The sequence below is a fragment of the Acinetobacter sp. M5A5_2a genome, from assembly GCF_053345265.1.
The window spans coordinates 21,097-40,772 of sequence record NZ_JBKEZV010000014.1; the positions used below are offsets into that span (position 1 = coordinate 21,097).

Annotated in this window: 24 protein-coding genes; 3 read left to right on the plus strand and 21 right to left on the minus strand. The window is 41.7% G+C overall.

All coding sequences use genetic code 11. From position 1 onward, the window contains the following. Positions 1-2: 2 nt before the first annotated feature. The 21 genes from ACLBWE_RS17345 to ACLBWE_RS17445 form a co-directional block, all read right to left on the minus strand. Complete coding sequence (locus tag ACLBWE_RS17345) at positions 3-2,255, minus strand: transglycosylase SLT domain-containing protein (RefSeq protein WP_447604091.1); 2,253 nt, start codon at positions 2,253-2,255, stop codon at positions 3-5. Continuing rightward, positions 2,256-2,942: a hypothetical protein gene (locus tag ACLBWE_RS17350; RefSeq protein ID WP_447604092.1), complete on the minus strand. Its 687-nt coding sequence runs from the start codon at positions 2,940-2,942 to the stop codon at positions 2,256-2,258. It abuts the gene before it with no gap. Then, positions 2,939-3,412 carry a phage protein Gp13 family protein gene (locus ACLBWE_RS17355; RefSeq protein WP_447604093.1) on the minus strand — a complete coding sequence of 158 codons (474 nt, stop codon included), beginning with the start codon at positions 3,410-3,412 and terminating at the stop codon, positions 2,939-2,941. The genes ACLBWE_RS17350 and ACLBWE_RS17355 overlap by 4 nt, the downstream gene beginning before the upstream one ends. Then, positions 3,409-5,421, minus strand: a complete 2,013-nt coding sequence (locus tag ACLBWE_RS17360) for a hypothetical protein (protein WP_447604094.1) — start codon at positions 5,419-5,421, stop codon at positions 3,409-3,411. The genes ACLBWE_RS17355 and ACLBWE_RS17360 overlap by 4 nt, the downstream gene beginning before the upstream one ends. 2 nt (positions 5,422-5,423) lie before the next feature. After that, positions 5,424-5,978, minus strand: a complete 555-nt coding sequence (locus tag ACLBWE_RS17365) for a hypothetical protein (RefSeq protein ID WP_447604095.1) — start codon at positions 5,976-5,978, stop codon at positions 5,424-5,426. Positions 5,979-5,992: 14 nt separating this feature from the next. After that, on the minus strand, positions 5,993-6,358 hold the full coding sequence (locus ACLBWE_RS17370) for a Gp49 family protein (protein WP_447604096.1): 366 nt from the start codon (positions 6,356-6,358) through the stop codon (positions 5,993-5,995). A gap of 66 nt (positions 6,359-6,424) precedes the next feature. Beyond that, positions 6,425-6,688, minus strand: coding sequence for a hypothetical protein (locus ACLBWE_RS17375; protein ID WP_447604097.1), 264 nt, complete (start codon positions 6,686-6,688; stop codon positions 6,425-6,427). 2 nt (positions 6,689-6,690) lie between these two features. After that, positions 6,691-7,095, minus strand: a complete 405-nt coding sequence (locus ACLBWE_RS17380) for a Bbp16 family capsid cement protein (protein WP_447604098.1) — start codon at positions 7,093-7,095, stop codon at positions 6,691-6,693. A 9-nt stretch (positions 7,096-7,104) separates the two neighbouring features. Next, entirely contained in the window at positions 7,105-8,100 is a 996-nt protein-coding gene (locus ACLBWE_RS17385) for a major capsid protein (protein ID WP_447604099.1), read from the minus strand. A 17-nt stretch (positions 8,101-8,117) separates the two neighbouring features. Continuing rightward, complete coding sequence (locus tag ACLBWE_RS17390; protein ID WP_447604100.1) at positions 8,118-8,786, minus strand: hypothetical protein; 669 nt, start codon at positions 8,784-8,786, stop codon at positions 8,118-8,120. Then, complete coding sequence (locus ACLBWE_RS17395) at positions 8,755-9,084, minus strand: Bbp19 family protein (protein ID WP_032055975.1); 330 nt, start codon at positions 9,082-9,084, stop codon at positions 8,755-8,757. The genes ACLBWE_RS17390 and ACLBWE_RS17395 overlap by 32 nt, the downstream gene beginning before the upstream one ends. Then, on the minus strand, positions 9,081-10,769 hold the full coding sequence (locus tag ACLBWE_RS17400) for a portal protein (protein ID WP_447604101.1): 1,689 nt from the start codon (positions 10,767-10,769) through the stop codon (positions 9,081-9,083). Before ACLBWE_RS17400 ends, ACLBWE_RS17395 begins: the two co-directional genes overlap by 4 nt. A 1-nt stretch (position 10,770) precedes the next feature. After that, entirely contained in the window at positions 10,771-11,055 is a 285-nt protein-coding gene (locus ACLBWE_RS17405; protein ID WP_032055979.1) for a hypothetical protein, read from the minus strand. Positions 11,056-11,132: 77 nt separating this feature from the next. After that, a complete protein-coding gene (locus ACLBWE_RS17410; protein WP_447604102.1) occupies positions 11,133-12,755 on the minus strand; it encodes a terminase in 1,623 nt (540 codons plus the stop codon). Positions 12,756-12,987: 232 nt separating this feature from the next. Beyond that, positions 12,988-13,428: a hypothetical protein gene (locus ACLBWE_RS17415; protein ID WP_447604103.1), complete on the minus strand. Its 441-nt coding sequence runs from the start codon at positions 13,426-13,428 to the stop codon at positions 12,988-12,990. Next, positions 13,421-14,146 carry a terminase small subunit gene (locus ACLBWE_RS17420; RefSeq protein WP_447604104.1) on the minus strand — a complete coding sequence of 242 codons (726 nt, stop codon included), beginning with the start codon at positions 14,144-14,146 and terminating at the stop codon, positions 13,421-13,423. Before ACLBWE_RS17420 ends, ACLBWE_RS17415 begins: the two co-directional genes overlap by 8 nt. Next, the gene (locus tag ACLBWE_RS17425) at positions 14,146-14,355 is read right to left on the minus strand and encodes a hypothetical protein (protein WP_447604105.1); all 210 of its coding nucleotides are present in this window, start codon (positions 14,353-14,355) and stop codon (positions 14,146-14,148) included. The genes ACLBWE_RS17420 and ACLBWE_RS17425 overlap by 1 nt, the downstream gene beginning before the upstream one ends. Before the next feature lie 206 nt (positions 14,356-14,561). Then, positions 14,562-17,168 carry a phage/plasmid primase, P4 family gene (locus ACLBWE_RS17430; RefSeq protein WP_447604106.1) on the minus strand — a complete coding sequence of 869 codons (2,607 nt, stop codon included), beginning with the start codon at positions 17,166-17,168 and terminating at the stop codon, positions 14,562-14,564. Then, positions 17,165-17,530, minus strand: a complete 366-nt coding sequence (locus ACLBWE_RS17435) for a hypothetical protein (RefSeq protein WP_447604107.1) — start codon at positions 17,528-17,530, stop codon at positions 17,165-17,167. The genes ACLBWE_RS17430 and ACLBWE_RS17435 overlap by 4 nt, the downstream gene beginning before the upstream one ends. Then, on the minus strand, positions 17,527-17,895 hold the full coding sequence (locus ACLBWE_RS17440) for a dATP/dGTP diphosphohydrolase domain-containing protein (RefSeq protein WP_447604108.1): 369 nt from the start codon (positions 17,893-17,895) through the stop codon (positions 17,527-17,529). Before ACLBWE_RS17440 ends, ACLBWE_RS17435 begins: the two co-directional genes overlap by 4 nt. After that, a complete protein-coding gene (locus ACLBWE_RS17445) occupies positions 17,892-18,143 on the minus strand; it encodes a helix-turn-helix transcriptional regulator (protein WP_447604109.1) in 252 nt (83 codons plus the stop codon). Before ACLBWE_RS17445 ends, ACLBWE_RS17440 begins: the two co-directional genes overlap by 4 nt. Positions 18,144-18,295: 152 nt before the next feature. On the opposite strand from ACLBWE_RS17445, the gene ACLBWE_RS17450 reads away from it, so the two are divergent. From ACLBWE_RS17450 to ACLBWE_RS17460, 3 genes are all read left to right on the plus strand, one after another. Beyond that, on the plus strand, positions 18,296-18,922 hold the full coding sequence (locus tag ACLBWE_RS17450) for a LexA family protein (RefSeq protein WP_447604110.1): 627 nt from the start codon (positions 18,296-18,298) through the stop codon (positions 18,920-18,922). A gap of 146 nt (positions 18,923-19,068) precedes the next feature. Beyond that, a complete protein-coding gene (locus tag ACLBWE_RS17455) occupies positions 19,069-19,524 on the plus strand; it encodes a hypothetical protein (protein WP_447604111.1) in 456 nt (151 codons plus the stop codon). Positions 19,525-19,534: 10 nt separating this feature from the next. After that, positions 19,535-19,669, plus strand: coding sequence for a hypothetical protein (locus ACLBWE_RS17460; protein ID WP_447604112.1), 135 nt, complete (start codon positions 19,535-19,537; stop codon positions 19,667-19,669). The last annotated feature ends 7 nt before the right edge of the window (positions 19,670-19,676 follow it).

The window sequence follows — 19,676 nt, forward strand, 5'->3', positions numbered from 1 at the left end:
TTTTAAAATTTCCGTCTCATGAAAGTATAATAAGCATTGATATATTCTGAATCCGTTACATTGTTAGGATTTCTACCCTGCTTTTTAAATATGTTATCAATTTTTTCTTTCATTGATTCAGAAATGTCAGCTTTACTTTTGACTTGAGCATATACGCGATTCAATTCTACTTTATCATCAAAGAAAGGACGTGAAGTTGTAACACGCACTTGGTTGTTAATGTTTTTAAGAACTACACGGTTCACTTGATCCCAATTTAAATGACCGCCATTTTTGGCTTCAGCTTCTCGCAATGTTTGCATCAAATCGGTTTTAACGGCATTGTAGTGTTCAAGCTGTTTTTTATCCGTAGTGCTTGTAATGCCAATCATGCCTAAATAGGGTTTTAAGGCACTAGAAATTGTTGAATCATTAACTAAAAAAGTTTTTTCGTCTTTAGCTTTTGCGGTCTTTAAACCGTTAACGTCTGCGTATAACTTAGTCACTTCCTTATAATCTGTTGGTGATAATTTATCAGCATACTGATGCAATACCGATTGAGGCTTACCTTTTAAAAGCTCATCCTTATTCAGCATGATCATGCTTAAAACAACAGGGTCTGTTTTAATGTCCTTAGTATATATCGACTTACTAACAGCTCTTAGACTATTAATCTGGTTTGGTTCTAAAGCGGTAATACTGCCCGCAGGAATTTGGTCAAATGTAAACTCACCTGAAGTAATGCCTTTGAATAACGTGTCATATTCTTTATTTTGGCGCTCCTCTTTAGCTTTATCTAAACTACCATAGTATCGATCAGTTGCAGTTAATGCCTTTTGCTTAACTTCAAGAGGTGCATCGCTATTCCATATTTCATCATAAGCTTGCTGACGAGTTTTTGCGGGCTGCTTGCTGTATTGCCCCATATCATCAGATAACCATTTATCAACGCGCTGAATATAATTACGTGTTTCCGATGCAGGAGGTTGTTGACCTTTTAAAACAGCAGTTGCGGCATTGCCCCCACCATTATAGTAAGCCGCTAAAACCATCGGGTCTTTTGTATTGTATTTTTTGCTGATATCAGAAATAAAATCTAATGCTGCATCGATTGTGTCGGCAGGATTATTAATATCCCTTTTGCCATTATTGCTGTATTGTTTCCAAGTTTCGGGCATAAATTGCATTACTGACTTTGCACCCTTCGGAGATACTGCATTGTTATTAGATTTTTCACCAGACAATCGAATAGCCAATAATAAAGGTGCCGCCCATTCCATGCCTTTTTCTTTTGCTGCATGAACTGTGTAAACATCCAAACGCTGATCGTTATATTTAATGCTCTTCATCTGCTCAGGAGCCAAAGCTTTTAACTCTTTGGCAATCGCAGCGGATGCTTGAGGCGGGGCATTTAAAGCAGGATTACTATAATCTTGCGTTCCAGTTGTAACCTTGTTAACCAGAAGTTCAATTTGCTGTTCTTCTAATTTTTCATGGATTCTTTTATTAATTGCATAATCATCAGCAAGTGATATCTCATCACCATATTTCTTTTTATAAGTCGCCGCGGCTTTTAATTCACCATTCTGGATGAAGGCATTTAAGTTGTTAAGGTGCGCACCTGAAATTGATTTCAAGTACATGTTATCCGCTTCTGTTCCTGACTTACCGTTGAGCGCCATTAGCTTACCCAAGGATGCCTTTAAGTTTGCGCGGCTTTCATCGATCTTTTCAAAGTCGGCAGGGTTTTCATTTATCTCACGAACAAACCTTTCAGCAGAGGATGAGTACACACTATTTTGGTATACATCATTTTCCCGCACAAAGTAATTTTGCAACGTGCCTTTGAATTGTAGTGAATCACGTGCGGCCACTTGTTGAAACATGGCGCGTTGTCGGCCATTGCTTAGTTTACTTGCGATTTCCCCTGCACCATCTTGATAAGCCCGTGAGTAATAATCAACAAAGCTTCCACCTTCACCATCATCAAAGCTAACAACTTCACCGCCTTTTTTCTTAATGTAGCCGTCCGTGTCGTTGTTTTCCAAGTGCAAACGTAATTCAGAAAGTTTGTTCTGCGCATCAATCACGCGCACACGGTCGTTTTCGTCTTGATATTCTTTATATTTATTGGCAAATGTATTTGCTAGATTAGCAAAACCGTCTACTTGACTGCCGACCATGTCAACGGCTTGACCAGGTGTGACCCCGCCGCTGATCTGTACATTGGGCATATCGCCTTCAGCGACTTGAGAAGTAAACTGAGGTATACGCATTTAAGATGCTCCCATCCAATTCCAATTGTAGTTCTGCCACGATGCGCCTTGCTCATTGCCATACAGTGACATCGAAAAATTACTATTGCTGTTATACGAACCTGTTGTTGGCTGTGACATTGTTAAAGAGTCACCACCCTGCATAGGGCTACCTGAGCCACCACCCATTAATGAAGATGCAAATTGGTCCATAGCAGCAAGTTCAGCATTTAAACGCGGACGTACAGATTTAGCTTGAGCTTCAAGAGAATTTTTCTGATTAATATAATTCGTCTCTTGAACACGATGCCCCCATGACTTCATGGCTGCATTGTATTTAATGGTGTCGATATCACCTTGCGCAAGCATTTCCGTGCTTGCTAGTAAATCAATTGCAGAGCCTTGTGTTACGTCAATACCATTTTCAGCAAGCGCATTAATTTGGCTTGATTTAAAACCTGATAAATTACGCTGAAAGTCAGTGACAGTATTACGGCCATCATCGATAGCATCACGCGCTTGAATATCAGCAAGTGTAGCGTTAGCCCCTGCCAATTCAGCTTGTTGTTCTAAAGACTGTTTAAGAGCCTTTAATTTTAAATAGGTTGTTCCACCTTTTACCGCAGCGGTTGCAATGGCTTGGTAGAGATTACCCCCACCCATTTGACCGCCGCCACCTCCACCGCCGCCGCCCATTCCACCCATCATGATGCCACCGTAATACTAAACGGATGAAATAACTCACCGTTAGCCCCATGAACTACAGGTTCTTTAATAGAAAAACCTAGGTGTTTTAAAAATCGTATTGCTGCATCATTTTTGATGTAAACATGATTTTTAAGAGCGTCATAATTTGCAAGCATCTCTCGTAAAATACTGCGGCTTTGCTTCACAAACTCAATTGGGTATTTCTTAATGTGTGTGGTACCAAGTAACCAAGGACAACCAACATTACCAATTAAGCTTGTAAGCCCAACACCACAAATGAAAAGCAACTTACCATTTACAACAACAGACCATGCATCACGCGAACCCTTCACACAGGTTTTAACGATCCAATCATAGTTATCACTAAAATATGCTTTTAACTCTTCTTGATCCGCAGGGCGTAAATTTTCAACGAGAATACGAATGTCGCGTTCAGTCGGTTTGCGAATCTCAATATTATTTCGTCTCATTTAATTTCAACCTCTAAGGCCAATAACTTCATAGGTAAAGGTTTATCATGTTTTACCGTGATTTGAACGTCTCGCTCGAATGTACTGGCAACAGGAACTTCAACAATACCGTCAATTAAATCTAATGGTCTGCCGTAAGGTTCACGGCTGCGCGGTTTATATTCAGTTATTGCTGTAGGCTGTAAACTATCTTGATTAAAACCTACTAAAATATTTTGGGTGCCAAGCACCCTTAAAAATGCATTATTTACTACTTTTGGTTTTATTGGATTAGTTTGTTGATTAAGTACAGGTAATGTCTGCATTTCAGCTTCATAGGGTAAACCAATCCAAACGTTAGATAATTCACGGGATAATTGGATTGTTCCGTTCACAACTTTAACAGGTGGTTTTACACCACCGTCAGCGAAAACAGATACTGTCTGACCTTCAAGCCAATCTAAACCAGACAATGACGTTACTGCCGCCCCTTTATAATGAAAACTTCCATCTAAATGGCATTTATCCTGCATATCTAATGGCTGTCTAGTAAGCATACGTTCGATCGTATAAAAACCATTACGCTCAATTAATGCATACAGAACTGTTTGATTTTCTTCAGGAATTGCCGCAACAGATAAAAACTTGCCCTCTGTTTCATGCTCTGCCCAAGCCCATACTTGTTGTTGCGGTTCGTATGTAAGAGACAATAAAACCCCATCATCACGAACAAAATATATAATACTCATAGGCTTACGCAACAAAGCACAATCTATTATTTTATGTTCATCAAATAATTGAGGGCACATAATAGATAAATCTAAAGTCTGATAAGAAACGGTGTACGATCTAGCAAGTGAAATTTCATGAACATGCCCCGTTTGATCTGAAGCAAAGACCGCAGCACCTCCAACTTCAACAGGTGTTACATCATTTGCACCTTCGGAAGACTGTTTATTTACGCTTACACTTGCCGCAGTAACTGCCCCATCTGAAGAAAGCCGCCAAACAGCACTGCTTGTAAGAATCATTAAATCGCTCATTGGAACAAGATGTTTTACACCGTTACCATCGCGAGCCGCAAAACGTATTTGAATTGAGTCCGTATCTTGAAGCGGAATGTGATAACCAAAATTATCATCCGTTGCTGTACGTGACATCCGCAACCATTGAGGGGATTTATAGCCACCGCCGTAAACTTTACGTTGCCCAAAATACCCAACGGCTGTTGGATAGAACTCAAAAGGGTTACGAATTAAAGGTGGTGTAATGGCTCCATTGGTTTCAATGTAATCATCCGTAAAACTCAATTCAGTCGTTTCACCAATAAATGAAGCTAAACCTGAGCGGAGTTTAAAAACGTTATAACGTGTTGCCCCTTCTACGGCATCCCATGTCAAAACATTGGTATTGCCTGATAAAGTTAAATCATTTTTTAGTACTGGTGATTTAGCCGATGCTTGTGATTCATTTTCATCATTTACAGCTGTAACTTGATACACATAATCACGTTCGATATAACCCGTGTCATTTGGTTTGTTTACAGTACCATTTAAATTTTGAGGTGCATCTAAACCATACCCAACAGTAACAACTTCAGTTGTCCATTCTGTTGCACCTTTACGAATGATTTTACGTGGTGGATAGTCTGGGTGTGTGATTGTGATAACGTCAGCAGATTGTGCATATCGGAGTTGCATTAAATGCTGTTCAGCATAAGGCACAACAATTTCTAAAGGTGCATCATTACCATCAAGTAACATCCCGCCATCAGCAAAGAAATTTACCGCACCGGCACGGATTGCCAGAACAACTGTTTGTTCTTCACTAAATATAAATGGAATAAGGCGCATCTTGCCTAATGATTTCTCATAATGGTGAACGTAACGAAAACCCGCTCGATATGTCAGGCCGCCAAACAATTCAACATAGAAGTTTTTGCATTTAGCTACACCTGTCTGATATTTCGCTTGATCAATACGACCAAACATATCAGGGGATATCACGCCACCATTAAATGAAAATTGCATTATTATCGTGCCTCAAACATTGAGCCTACATGCTCAGGACGTTTTTCAATTCGATGCTGTTGAAGATCAATAAAAATTGCTTCATTCTTTTTGATTTCATGCAGTTGCATCATTGCTAACTGTTTTTGCTCGTTTTGCGTTAATGGCCCTGCGATACGACCTGCTAATAGATATGACAAAGCGAGCTTGAAAGAGTCAGGCATTAAAGCCAAATCTTTTACATCATGCACATAACGTAAGACTGGCGCAGGATCATCCGTAAACAAATGGTTCCCTTCAACATAAAATCGTGCACCAGACTCAAGCTGAAATAATCGTACCTTGTCACTAGGCAAAACATAAGCTGTGCCAAACTCATAACCCGCATCAATATTCAAGCGAACACGTTTAACTGCAAAGGTCCACTGATGTTCGTTATCAAGTAATTCGCGTCGGCAAATTGGGTAATATGTATTACACAGATTTGCGGGTTTTGTCGGTTCGGTTAGTTCATTTACAACATAGCCTTGTGCGAGGTGCGACAAGGCCAAATTGCAAAGATCAACGATTGATCTCATGGGTTTATCCTGCTTTAGAACTGTTTGTCTAAATCAGCTTGATAAAGTTTTTCTTTCAACAAGTACCCTTCAAGCTGCCAAATTTTTTCGCGAGCATTTTTGTAGGCAATTTCTTTGCCGATGAATGGGTCAAAGTTTTCAGGACTTGCGCACGCGCTTTCACCTGTAACCGTAAAACCGTTTTCCATAACGATTGTGCAAAATGTTAAACAACGTAATGTTTGATACGTCTTTTCATCCATTGCCTGTTCAGGATCAATGGCTGCTAAAGGCGAATGGTAATAAACTTGCTTAACTTTTGAATCAATGTGAGAAGGTGTAATGCGTGGAGCTGTTAAATCTTTCTCTTGAATTTGTTGTTCAATTTGTTCTTCAGACATTTTGTGCACCTTTAGCTACGTTTGCTTTGTGAGGTAAAAGCCCGTACTAATACGGGCCTTATTTAATTATTCAGCTAATAGAAGCTCAATGATTTGTGCTTTTGTCTCAGAGCCATCTAATTGAATGCCCTTATCTAAAGCGGCTTGAATCAAAGCTTCCTTATTCAAACGTGAAAAAGGATTGTTAGAATCAGCCTGTTTTGGCTCTACATCATCAAACCAAAGTGCAGTTTCTTCTTCAGGCACAGAAAAAACTTCACCTTCTTGAATTAAACGGTCGTTAAAGAAGCCTTTTTGATTCGCTCGAACTCGCTTGTATTCCAATTCCATTATTAAGCCCCTGCATAAACTGGATAAGCAGCGTTAACATCACGACTATCAGAAATGTGTGAAAACACTGTTCCCGCCGTAAAAGGTCCGCTACCAACCGAATAGTTCAAACGCACGTAACGTTTAGGTTTTACAGGTAGTACTACTTCTGCAATAACACCTGAATTAAGCTCAGCACCTGTATAAGCGCGAGAAGTCTCAATAGTTTCCCAAGTGCTGTTATCGCTTGATTGTTGAAGTTGCACAGTGATGGTTGCCGTAGTTGGAGCTAAGTTTTTACCACGTACCAAAACAGGCAAACGATTTACACTTGTTGATGCCTTCTGCAAATCAAGTGTGTCCGTAGATGCCGCTGTGACAGTAATTGCCTGATCAAGCGACATCACCAATAATTTATCAATAAGCATAACTACTCCTTAAACCACACGTGATTCAGTGTTTAAAATTGCATCAACACGACGAATAGGGATGCCGTCAAACTTAGTAACTGAACGACCGCCTTGTTCTTCAGTAGTAATACGGACGTTAGAACCTTTTACGCTTTGACGACGTAAGAAAGAAGAGATTGTTCGGTTTGCATAAATAGCAACACGCCCAGATGCTTTATGTGGTAACAACTCAGCAGCTTGAGCCAACAAATCAAACAAGTCTGCACCTGCGCTTGCATCTTTTGTGAGAGCTGTTACATCAATGTTTGCAATACGCACCAATGCACGCCAATCACGTACTGTTACGCCTGCATTCCATTTATAGTGCGAGCGCAGCACTTGATGCATTAACCCGCCTCCATCATCTTTGGTTACCTCACCCAAGTTTTGAACTTGAATACCTGCTTTGGTACCGCGTGGATAAATACCGTGCACAGTATCTTTATGCCAAATGACAACCCAAATTGAAGTGTTGTTATTACCTGTACCACCTGCATCAAGAATATTTCGTTTATTTGCAGGATTGGTTTGAGCAATGTCATTAAAGCGTGGTGAAAAACCTGTAAATGCAGCGGGAGTATCACGAGAGTTACCATACAAGATGGTTTCGCCCATTGTTTGTGACATACCTTCAATGAATGAAGAGTCTTCACTTGCGCGCCACTCTTGAGGGTCTGTTTGCATGTCGTATTCTTCTTTATCTACTTCAGCATATGACTCAAGTAGACCGCAAGTATCACGAATTTGTGCTGTAGATGATTTCTCAGAAGGAACACCATAGTTCAACAATCGCCATGCGCCTTTTGGTAGGCCTGTACGAATTGTTGTTTTGTGTCCTGTACCGTCGTTTGCTTCAACCCAAACCATATCTTCAAGCATTTCATTGCTTGCTTTTAGAATCTCAATAATCGCACTTTCACGCGTTTGCCCGTAACGTGCGGCGAGATCCATTAAGGTTGGTTGTACTTGTGCGATTACTGACATAATTAGCCCTCTGTAAGTTATTTATCGCCATACAAAATTTTGCCGAGTGTGGCACCTGCGGTATTGGTTCCTTGACCAGTAGTAATAGTGTCAGGTTCTAACAACTTGCCTACTTCAGTCATAAAGCCAATAACATCAGGATGATTACCTAGTCCGCTCTTATGAAGAATATTAGAGATTTTGTCGCCACGCGGTAAGCTGAAGGCACGCTGCGCTGTCAACAGGTTCTTTTGAAGATTTTCCCCACCATACTCTTTGTCTGCCTTAGCTGCATCAACCCATGAAGCAACGGTTTTCAATTGCTCTTGAACTTGTCGTTGCTGCATTTGAACACCTAAATCCACAAGTTTTTGCACAGCTTCTTGCGGCATTTTGAATTGCTGACCAAGTTCATGAAGTACAGTTTGATCTTCAGGATTTAACGTAAAACCTTCAGGCATTTGAAAATCAGTGTATTGAACCTGTTGCTCAGCAGGCGGCTGTTCACCTCCTAACAATACTTCTTGAGTATCTTCAGTTGTGTCAGTAGTAGTATCGCTAGGCGTAGTTTCAACCGTTGTTGTTTCTGTAGTTACAGGCGTAGTCGCTGTATCTGTTGTTGTGGTTGTGGTTGCTGTATCAGCAGGTGCCGCAGTTGTGGTAGTAGATGCGGTATCAGTTGCTGTCGTAGTCGTTACTTCGCTCATGGCTCACCTTCTCTTTAAGTTCGTCAAAATGTTGTTTTTGCATGTCTAACCATGCGTCTGTATTTGCTTGTGTGATTTCACCGAGAATGTAGAGACCAAACTCTCTACGACCTTCAAAAAAAGCGAAATCGTTTGTATTTGCACCTGAACCGTAAGTTGGTTGTAGTAGGTTTGCTCTGTTGAGCAGGCGCATTAAAAAACGTTTACCTTGTTCAGTGGCAAGAATGGTTCGCAGGTCATTTAGTTCCTGGTCACGCTTACGTTTGTTTTCGTCTACTTTCTTATCTAATTCACTCATGCACCACCGCCCATAAATAAATCAGATACCGTTTCAACATTGGTATCACCTACGGTTTTAAGCGTATTTGCATTGGCGTTTTGTGTTTGTGCTTGTTGCGCTGCTAGTGCTTGCTCTTGTGCCATTTGTTGTTGCTGTGCACGTTGAGTACGAATTTGATCAACAATACGTTGTGGTCTAAATACATTTGGCGATACGCCGTTAATATCCATGTATTCATCCATGAACTTATCTGTATCAAACTTATCCATAACTTCAGTATTAATTTGCGCCACCTGCCCAACCATAGCTAAAGCACGTTCAAGAATTGCCGAACCTGAAGACTTTTGTGCAAGTGCGAGAATTGAAACGAAATTGATTTCGACATTGGCGTTTTGAATTGCAGCAGGTGCAATCTGGCGAAGATAAGCATTAGTTGATAGAACGCGCTGAACACAGATTTCTACAAGTGGACGTAATAACTCATCGATTTGGCGTTCAACAACAGGGCCAAGCATCAGCATCTTTTCTGATTTGCGCTCATATACTTCTGTTGCAGTCATTTTGCCCTTATCAAAAGCATCAAGCATCATGAATAGATCAGTGTGAAATGCACGTTTAACACGCTCTTGGCATTGGGCGATTAAAGCCATAACACCATTTAAATCGAATTGAACATTCAGCATCTGCTGAACTTGCGCAACTTGTGAAGACGGAGAAGCTTGATAGAAAGCAATACCGTTTGGCAATGTTTCCCGCTCTTGACCTTTTAGATAATCAGGTAAAAGCATTGGTGGGCGAACTTGATAATCAACCCCAACCGCAATTTGTTGATGCCCTTTCTGTAAAGCGCGTAAATCGCCAATACAATCACTTGCAGGACCTTCACCATAGACATCACTACTTGAAACAGTCCAACGGCCACAAATGACCTGAAAGCTCATCATGCCGCTTTCGCGTAGTAACTTTTCATTTGCATTTGGTTCAAAGTAGATGGATGCAAATGGCATGTTTTTAGGGCCGTGACCTTTCGCATTTTCACGCTCATAAATCGCATGCTGAACTTCAAACTCTTGTTCGTAGTTCTTATTGTCATAAGCACTTTTCACTGAGTCGGAAACTTTATTAATGCCAAACTGTTTGACCATATTGACCGTGGTCAATTTGAACTTGCGATATACACCGTTAGGTTTATTAAACTCATCAGTGGTAATTGCAAATTCACCAAACGTCATTGGGATTTGGTCCATCAATGCCGCTTTGGAATTAGCACCGTGATCAGGTACCAAGGCTGCACCGATACCAAACGCACCTTCCTGCATGTAAATATGGTGAATAGTTCGATAGGTATTACTTTTAGAAAATGCTACATAACAAGCATCTTCTAAAGCTTTAAGCCATTGTTTTACCTCAATATCTTTTTGTAATTGTTCATCAGCCGCTTGCAATGTGAACCACTTGCGACTGGGTGAGCACGTACCCGATACCATGCCCGCAGCAAGGGTTTTTAAAGAATCTTTACCTGTGTTATCAACGATCTTTGACCAAGCCGAACGGTCGTGCTTTTCTTGATTCTTAATCGTTTTGATAGCTACGGGTAAAACGTGCAATGCAAGTTCGGCACAATAATCATCTTGATCTGTGACACGATTTTGCCAAACAGCATCGAACCTTTTTTTCAGCGCAATGATATCTTCTTCACGCATATTAACTACCACCTGTGCCTAATAGTGTCTTTTTACCTAAGCGCAAATTCTCGTCATCAACACCAGTTGGGTCGGTGTACAGCGTGTTTGCAATACCACCTGACATTGAATTTTGTGCATTCTGAACACGGTCAATTGTTGCCGATGCGTCTGGTGATTTAGCATCCTGACGTACTGGCTGTTTAGGCGGTGCTTGTATGTCTGCCTTTTTGGCATCCATACCAAACAACTTAGCCGTCTTGTCTAGTACGGCATTACCGCCAAATAAAAAATCGCTACTGCACATTGCTAAACTCCAATCAAGGTTGTCTTTTCCAACATTATGCTTTTGTGAAATGCACAAGGCCCCGTTTCCTGTTGACACTACGCGTAAGGATCGTAATCACGTCTTGCACTTGAACCATGAATTGCTTGCATGACTTGACGTTTAGGTGTATCGATTTGCGCATTGATAATTGCAGAGCCATAGTCAGGACTGCGACCAATACGCTTAACAATCTCTTCACGGGATTCGACTTTGATATTTGCGCCTTGCAAGCCCCAACGCGGAGCAGTTAAGTCGGCTAAAAGTTCAGGTTCTGGCGGCAAAGCAACTGTGCTTCCGTATGCAGGGTCTAATGCTTCACGGAATTGCCACCAAAGCTGTGATCGAAGGTTGAAGAAGGTTAAGCGACCAGATCGGTCGAAAGAATTTGCAGCGTTACGAACATCAACGGGAATGACATGCATGCCTGATTGTTTTAAGAAATCGTATGTACTTGCACCAACACCGATGATATCAACATGAATTGGCGCACCATCACGCACATGTGATACGGCAAAGGATGCGCTTGCAGGTCCATCTTTAGACTGAATGCCTTCAAGTACATTTGCACGGTTATACCAAAAGCCGTGACGAGCATAACCAAGGGTGTTGTCCTTACCGCCACGCGCAACGTCTAAGCCGTATGAATCCATTGGGAATACACCCTTGTACATTAGGCGCATTTCATCTTCTGGCTTCCACCGTGCTTGTGCTGCTTCTACCCATGCGGTCGGGATAACTTGCCATGGGTCATCTTCAATACCTGCACCGAAGTCGCCATATAACATTTGAGATCGTAAAGGCTCAGGTAATGCTTGTAATGTGCTCATGTAACCTGTCTCCATGTAGTACTTGTTATCAGTGACACGTGCAGGAATGAACGTGCGTGACTTAGGTGTGATGATGTGTTCAGGCTTGTAATCTTTTGGGTCAAAGTCATAAACGATCTGATCATCGATAAGTACAAACTGCTTATTGCTTTCAACTTCCTGTTCTTTGCCTTTCACCATTGCGAAGTAACGTAATTCACCCGGCTTTGCAGGGTTCGGATGGCCCTTTTTAATCCAAGGTGCAAAGTAATCAATTACCCAACGCCCTTCTGCTGTAGTTGGTGGGTTGAAGGTCATTAGACATTTAGATTTGATTGTTGGGTCAGATGAACGATTCCACCCCATTACAAAGCGCGCTTGAGATTCACGAATTTCTGTAGCTTCATCGAGAGCCTTAAAATCATGAGCACGACCTTGCCAACGCTTCTCGTCACCCAAATTATCAAGCCCACCAAATTCGATTAAGCGGCCGTTGCCTAAATTCCAGAATGATTTTTGCGAGTTATAGCCGTTCTTATGTCCTAGAATTTCTTCACAACGCTGTACGATACCGTCTGTTTGTGCTTTCTCACGACGAACAACCAAGCTACGTTTATGCACAGTTAAGAATGAACCAACGACTAAATCCGTCTTACCACCACCTGCCGCACCACCGTAGCCAATAACATCGGCTTGTGATAAATACGCAGCCATTTGCGGGCCTTCTAATGGGAACCAAATAGGCGCATCGGCAAGTAGTTTTGCTATTTCCGCTTGTTCATCTTCATCGAGCGTCAATAAATATTGCTCAATCTCTGATTCATCCATTTCAGCAAGCAGTGCAAGGATTTCGTCATCGGTGTTTTTTGTCATAAAGTCACACCATGCACCTTTGCGTAGGTGTAGCAGATCATTGCAACGCAAGCGAAAACCCAGAAGTATTTATCATCCATTTGAACGCCTCATTTATTTATATAAGCGGTAGATATCGCTGCAATTGAAAAGACTGCAACTAAAATCAAAAGGATTATGTTGTGCGATCCTGAATACTTAGAATCGATACAAAAAGCTGCAAGTACTGCCATTACTAAAAAAACATATTTCATTAGTGTTTCTCCTCTGCCTGTTTACAACATGGGCACTCTTCAAGCTCAGGTGGAATAACCTGATCGTTAGAATCAAATTGCAATTGGCCTAATGCAGACCAATACATTTTGCGTAGCTCGGGCGTGTCTTGCAGGTGAAGAAATGCAAGCTCAAATTGATAGGTGCATGATGTGTTGTGGCTAGATTTAACGATGTGGGTAGTTGCATCTTTTAATTTTTCATAGACACGTGGCATTGCTTTGTCTAAGCCGTTCATATCGAAATGGTCTTTTACAAACCATAGAATCATTCGTAAATGTTCAATTTCTTTTTGCTTTTCCTCCAATAACTTATTGGCAAACGCATAAACATATGGGTGTAAATCACAGTCACCGTTTAGTTGCTTTTTCAAATTAAAGCCGTTTTCTAGTGCAATCTTTTTGATTAATGAATTATTCATCGCCTTTCACCTTCTTTTTAGCCTTGATCAGCTTTGCAAGTGCGGATAGCTTCTTGCTTGATGCTTTCGGGTCAGTTAATGGATTCTCTGGGTCGTTGCTGTGCTCTACACGCTCTTTAAACATGCCAATGTGCTGACCTGCTTTAATCAATGCGCCTAGTTGGTCGTGCATCTTGATTTCTATGCCGTGTTGCGTCTCTTTAACGCCTGCATAGATCAAACGGGCTTGTGGGCTTACCTTTGTGGTATCTGCGATATATGTATAGCCAACGCCTTCACCACGGCATTCAGGGCAAACTGGATTTGGCGCTTTGAGACGATCAAAGTCTAAGCCGCCTTCACACTTAGGTTCTGGGGCATTGGTTTCGTGTGCATGGGCAATTGCTCTTTTAAATTCGCCTGTAGTCCATTGGTAGTTGTGATCGATTCCCCAACAAAATCTGCAATTTACGCGTACAAAACGCTGTAATTCATTAGGGTCTGCTTGTGCCATTTCCCATAAGCGATTTAATACCTTGTCTTGAGTGATCTTGTTGCGTTCTGCAAGTTCCGCTTCGCCCTCTTCAATGGCTTTTTTAACTTCAAGTTTCTTCAAGTTCTGTTCGCCAATTGAATATGCAGTTTTTGCAGAATATCCTGCGCGAATTGCAGCTTGCGTTGCGTTACGATCAATCAGATATTCATCTACAAATCTTTGTTGTTTTCCACGTAAAGCCATTAGAAGACCTCCTTATAGCAATAGCCATTGCAGATTCGTCTGCACATTTCATGGGAAATATCGTATTTGTGCCCAAGTTGTCGGAAAGACAGACCTGATTTATGTAATTCGCGAATGTTCTTCACATCTTCCTCTGTCACTTTTGGCGTAGAGTCGCGTTTTACTTTGTCTTTCACTACAAATTCAGGGAGAAAAGCCAATACAGGCATGCGCGCCCCTCCTGCCAAGTCGTTAATTTCTGCGTTTTTGTCTTTGGCAGTGCGTTAAGTGCTTAATTCTTTGTTTTTTCATTAAATAGCTATATATATAAATAGAGATTAAGGGAAAAACGCACTTTTAACGCACTTAACGCACTGCCACCTACCAACGAACACGCAATAAAATGCAAATATGCAAAAAACTACGTGTTCAACCCCTACTGCTTTCCGTTCTCATCCTCAAACAAGTCCGAATCTGCATGAACCGACACACGAAGGCCGAGATAAAACCCTTTGCCGTTTGACCGCTGCACTTTGAATCTGCTATTTAAACGTCGAGCCAACGCCCTTGACGAAGGGATATATCGCAATTCGTTACGTGCTTTTGCATACGTTTCCCAACTCACCCACAAGTTTTGTGACGACTCGCGATAATCACCAAGCTCGCAGCATTCACTGATCCAGTCCTTTAAAAGGTCCATTTCATCGCGGTATTCGTCACGTGCTTGTTTCGTCTTATTCGGCTCGTTCAAACCTTCTTGCTGATATTCAAGTGCACCACGCACAAGCCAAGCTAAAACACCTTCAAGTTCAGCCTGAAGTTTTTCAGATCGGTTCGGGTCCTTAACAAGAGCCTTGTCAGCGTCATAATTACGTTGGAAAGGGATCATCATTAAGCGCCGCCAAATCCCATGGTCACCGCCCTTAATGATTGGTTTATGGTTCGTTGGCATAACAACGGTCCACGTTGGCTTGAACTCAACAGAAACACGCGAATAAAGGCCCCGTGCCGTGATTGATTCCCCGCCCGTCATGGATTTAACCAAGCCTTCTTTTAATTCCTTGTTTTCTTCAGGTTCACCGACATAGACAAAACGAGCGCCACGTAATCGCAATAAATCTTCACGCGCACCGCCTGCATTACTGCGGCCTTCACCTAAGAAAGTTTCAGCGGGTGTCATCTTGGCGTAGTCACCAAGCGATTTAAAAATAGTTGTGAGTACAGTTGATTTACCGTTTGAGCCATCACCGAATGGGATGACCATAAGGTTTTCCTTTGGATTGCCTAAAATCGCGTAGCCCATTAAACGACGGAAAAAATTAGACATTTCGTCATCGCCATAGAAGGCATCAAGAACTGTCTTTTCAAATAAAGGGCATTTGGCTTTAGGGTTGTAATCAACACCAGTGCTATACGTGATTAGCAATTCTTGATTAGGCTTAACTAAATCGCCCGTACGCAAATCTACTGCGCCGTTTGCACAGCCCAACAAGTAAATATCACTGTCTAATTCTTTGATCGGTACAAGTACACGCGGGTCGGATTGTGCAAGCGTCACCATGTTTTTGACCATGAACGCTTTTTGAGACATTGCGCAGAACTGATAGAACTCGGCACGTTGCGAGTCGTCATCAATCTTTTTAGCTTCATCACCCATAGCCAAAACAGTTTGTTTTGCAAACTGCTCGATGACCATGTTTACGCACAATTCCCAATAAACGCCGTTCCATCTGTACCAGGTATTTGTTTCGGCCACGAACATGATTTCATTGCCGTAAGCATCTAGCATTCTGGAAGCATTACCGAATTCAGTCATTGGGCGCTTTTGGGCATCGTCTAGTGCGATCTGCACTTTGCGACCGCCCATAGCGATATTTACTTCACGCGCTGAAATACTGATTTTGGTTAATTGCTTGAAGCGTTGGCGTAATAAGCCTGATAGCTCAGTACGCAATGCCAAATCACTACCCGCAACCTTGCCTGCGTCTTTGGCGACAACTTGCAAAAGCTCTTGTTGGTCACGGCAATCATTAATCTGATTTTTGATGTCAGCAAGAATCTGCCGTTTCTCTAATCTAATTTTTGCCTGTTTAGATTCGCGACCTGTCTTAAGTAACCAATGCGCTGTGACGATACTTGATCCGGTACCGTTAAACGTACCCCAACGGTATTCGAGCTCTTCAAAGCTAACGTAATTCGATGCGGTAGAACTCCATTCATTCCATAATTCGAGAGCATTGTCACTGCCGTCAAACTCATGATGTAAAGACATCCCCACACGCAACCAAGTGTCATAATCTTCATTGTCTATATGTTCTAAATATTTTTTTGCATCATCCAACGACCAACCGATTGTTGCCGTAGTCATCATTAATAAATCTTCTTCATCTGCCAGTTCGCTAGATGTCAAAGCACCAATACGTGATTTGCTGTTTTTAACCCGAACAAAGCCGTGTTCTTCAGCCATACGTTCAAATGCCCGAATTGCTTCTTCGACCTGTTCTTTGGTAACGGTCGGCAAGGCATTAGCAGCAAATTCAGAAATGCCACCGAAAAAATCAACCCATTCGTAAGGCTTGCCTGTATCAGGATGCACGTGATAAGCGACGAATTGTTGACCGCGCCCAAGCACTTCGATACGATGCTTATGTATTTCTTTAAAAGGTTTATCAACTTCGGCAGGATCGGCAAACCACGCCGAAGTCGATTTACCCCAATCAGAATCCTCTGCTCTATACACCAGTAATATCTTCGGTGCATTCCCAACACGCTCACAGCTCACGCCTAAATTGTCACGGCACCATTCTGCAAACTGGTGCGCTAAATCTGCGTCTGTTACATCGATATCAACTGCGCTAAGCGGGAAAGGCCCTTGACCCGTTAAGATACCTACACCTTGATTTGCAAAGCGCGGTATGTCACTTGCAGTAAGCCGAACGTTTTGCCACCCATCCATGACAGGACGTTTTAAACCCTGCTTGATCGGCACAATCATGTAGTGATTGGCTAGCAAGGTTTTTCCAAATTCCTTGAAATAGCTCATACGTCACGCACCTCACAAAACGGTGAAAGGTGGTGTTGCAAATTGCTATCGTCGCCCATGTCATCAATTTGTTGAGTAACATTAAGTACTGCACCAACTTGTGCACCAGATAAAACGGTGTACGCAAATTTAGGATTTGCATAAACTGGCACCACATCTTCATCAATACGGTGGCCTGCTGCTATTTCTTCAGGAGAGGCGTGATTAATATTGTCATGTTCGAAAAGCGCAATTATGCAACGCTTGACAGGATGCACAGTTGTTGCATGTAACCCATCTGAAGTAAGCGTATCGATTTTATAAATAAAATCTGACTCGTTATATGTTATTAAGTCGCCCACTTTAAAATCATTAGCATTCATCCTAAATCCCCTGCACCATAAGAGACCGTTGCACATTGACAAGAAGCAAATCCGCAAGTACCGCAAATCGGGCGCGATGTAATCTCTTCTTTTTCCAATGCAATGAGAAAAAGCAAACAACTAACCGTATGCGCTAAATGTGATTCACCTGTTTCAGGGTCTAGGGTTTGCCCATTCCACCAAGCATTTAAATGTCGGTGAGCGGCATCGAAATATCGAGTTTCTGCATTAGGCACTTTGCGCCAATTGTCTTCGGAATATTTGCGCGCACCGTATTCAAGAACATTGATTACAGGCGCAAGCGAACCTTTTGGAATAAGCGAGAAGCGCGGCTTTTCGCTATCAAATTTTTGACCTTCAATCATTCTGTCTTCTCCTCTTGCGTGAGGTCTTCGAAATCTTCTTCACTTGCGAACTGCTCAGGGAATAGGATTTCCATTTCAGAAAGCGCACCGTCGAAATATCGAATAATTGCTTGCAATAGATTTTTCCTTGGTTGCTGTTCCCCTGACTCAATGCGCCAATAGTTCGGCGGAGAGCAACCAACACCTAAAGCGACTTGTTCAACGGTCAGCTTTAATTCCTTGCGTTTTCTTGCTAATGGAGAGGCCATTTTCATTAACCTTTTTATATGTAACTTCCCAAAATATACGTTAAACGTAAGTTTTAAACAAGTAAAATTACGTCTCACTTCATTACGTTTAACGTAATAATCTTTAAAATAAGGTATAAATAGCCAACTTTTTAGACCTATGTGGGATAGACATGAAAACTGAAATCGGGCAAGCAATGCGTAAGTTGAGAAAGGCTAAGAAAATGACTCAAGATACACTTGCAGAAAAATTGAGCGTTGCGCCCGCGAATATTTCCCGATATGAAAACGGTCAACAAGGAATTGAAGTTGATAAGTTACCTACATTGGCGGAAGCATTAGGTGTAACAGTTGCAGACTTCTTTGCCATTGCCACAGGAACAGAAGTTGATAACTTTGAACCCGCCCCTGAATTAAGGAAAGTTCCTTTAATTTCATGGGTCCAAGCAGGGAAATGCCAAGAAGTGTTTAACGAACCCCACGCCCTTGATAATGTTGAATGGGTAGAAACAACGTATCGTGCTCGCAAATACACATATGCCTTACGCGTTGTAGGTGACAGTATGGAAGCTAAATTTCCAGAAGGATGTATCATCATCGTTGAGCCAGAAGAACAAGCACACAATAAAAGCCATGTCATCGCATTAATGCCTGACAGCAACAAAGCTACCTTTAAACAACTAATAGATGATGAGTCAGGAACATATTTAAAACCCCTTAATGATAAATACCCTGTAATTGAAGTCCCACCAGGCACGACCTTTTGTGGTGTTGTAAAACGCATGGAAATGGACGTTTAAAACTTTAATTTTTTATAAATCAAAAGCCTGCATTAAATGCGGGTTTTTTTACGTCTCAAACATAAAATTACGCTTGACGTAAGTATTAATTGCGTTTAACTTAACTCCATAACTTACGTACAACGTAACTTTTAGGGTGAACGCAAATGACAACAGATATCCAACAATGGCGCAGTTCCATCTGCGAACAACTTATTCGCTCAGGCAAAAATGACATTGAAGACATCATTAAAGATGCTTCCCGTCTTGAAGTTTATGTCTTCGGTGAAACTAAAACCGCCGAAGCAAAACCTGAAACTAAAAACGCAGAAGTTAAAACTTCTAAGCCGGCTAAAACTGAAACTGTAAAAGCAGAACCAGTTGAAGAAGTAAAACCAACTGAAACAGCTCAGGTTGAAGAAGTTACACAAACCGAAACTGTAGACGCTGCTACAACCACAATCACCAAAAAAGAAGTAACCGATGCATGTATGGCAGTCGCTAAAAAAGACCGTTCAAAACTTCTCAAAATTTTAGAAAAAGTAGGCGCTGCTTCAGTTCCAACAATTAAAGAAGAAGATTACGCGGCTGTTATCGACGCGTGCGAAAAAGCTCTTGCATAAGGAAATGCGCATGAACACTCAAACACCTTTTTTAAATAAACGCATTAAAGCCATTTTTACCGTTGGCGAGTTAATCGGATTTGTAATTGCCCTGCTTTTCGTCATTGCTTTGGCAGTTGCAGCAGGCTTTACGGCAGCTCAATAAGGATTTA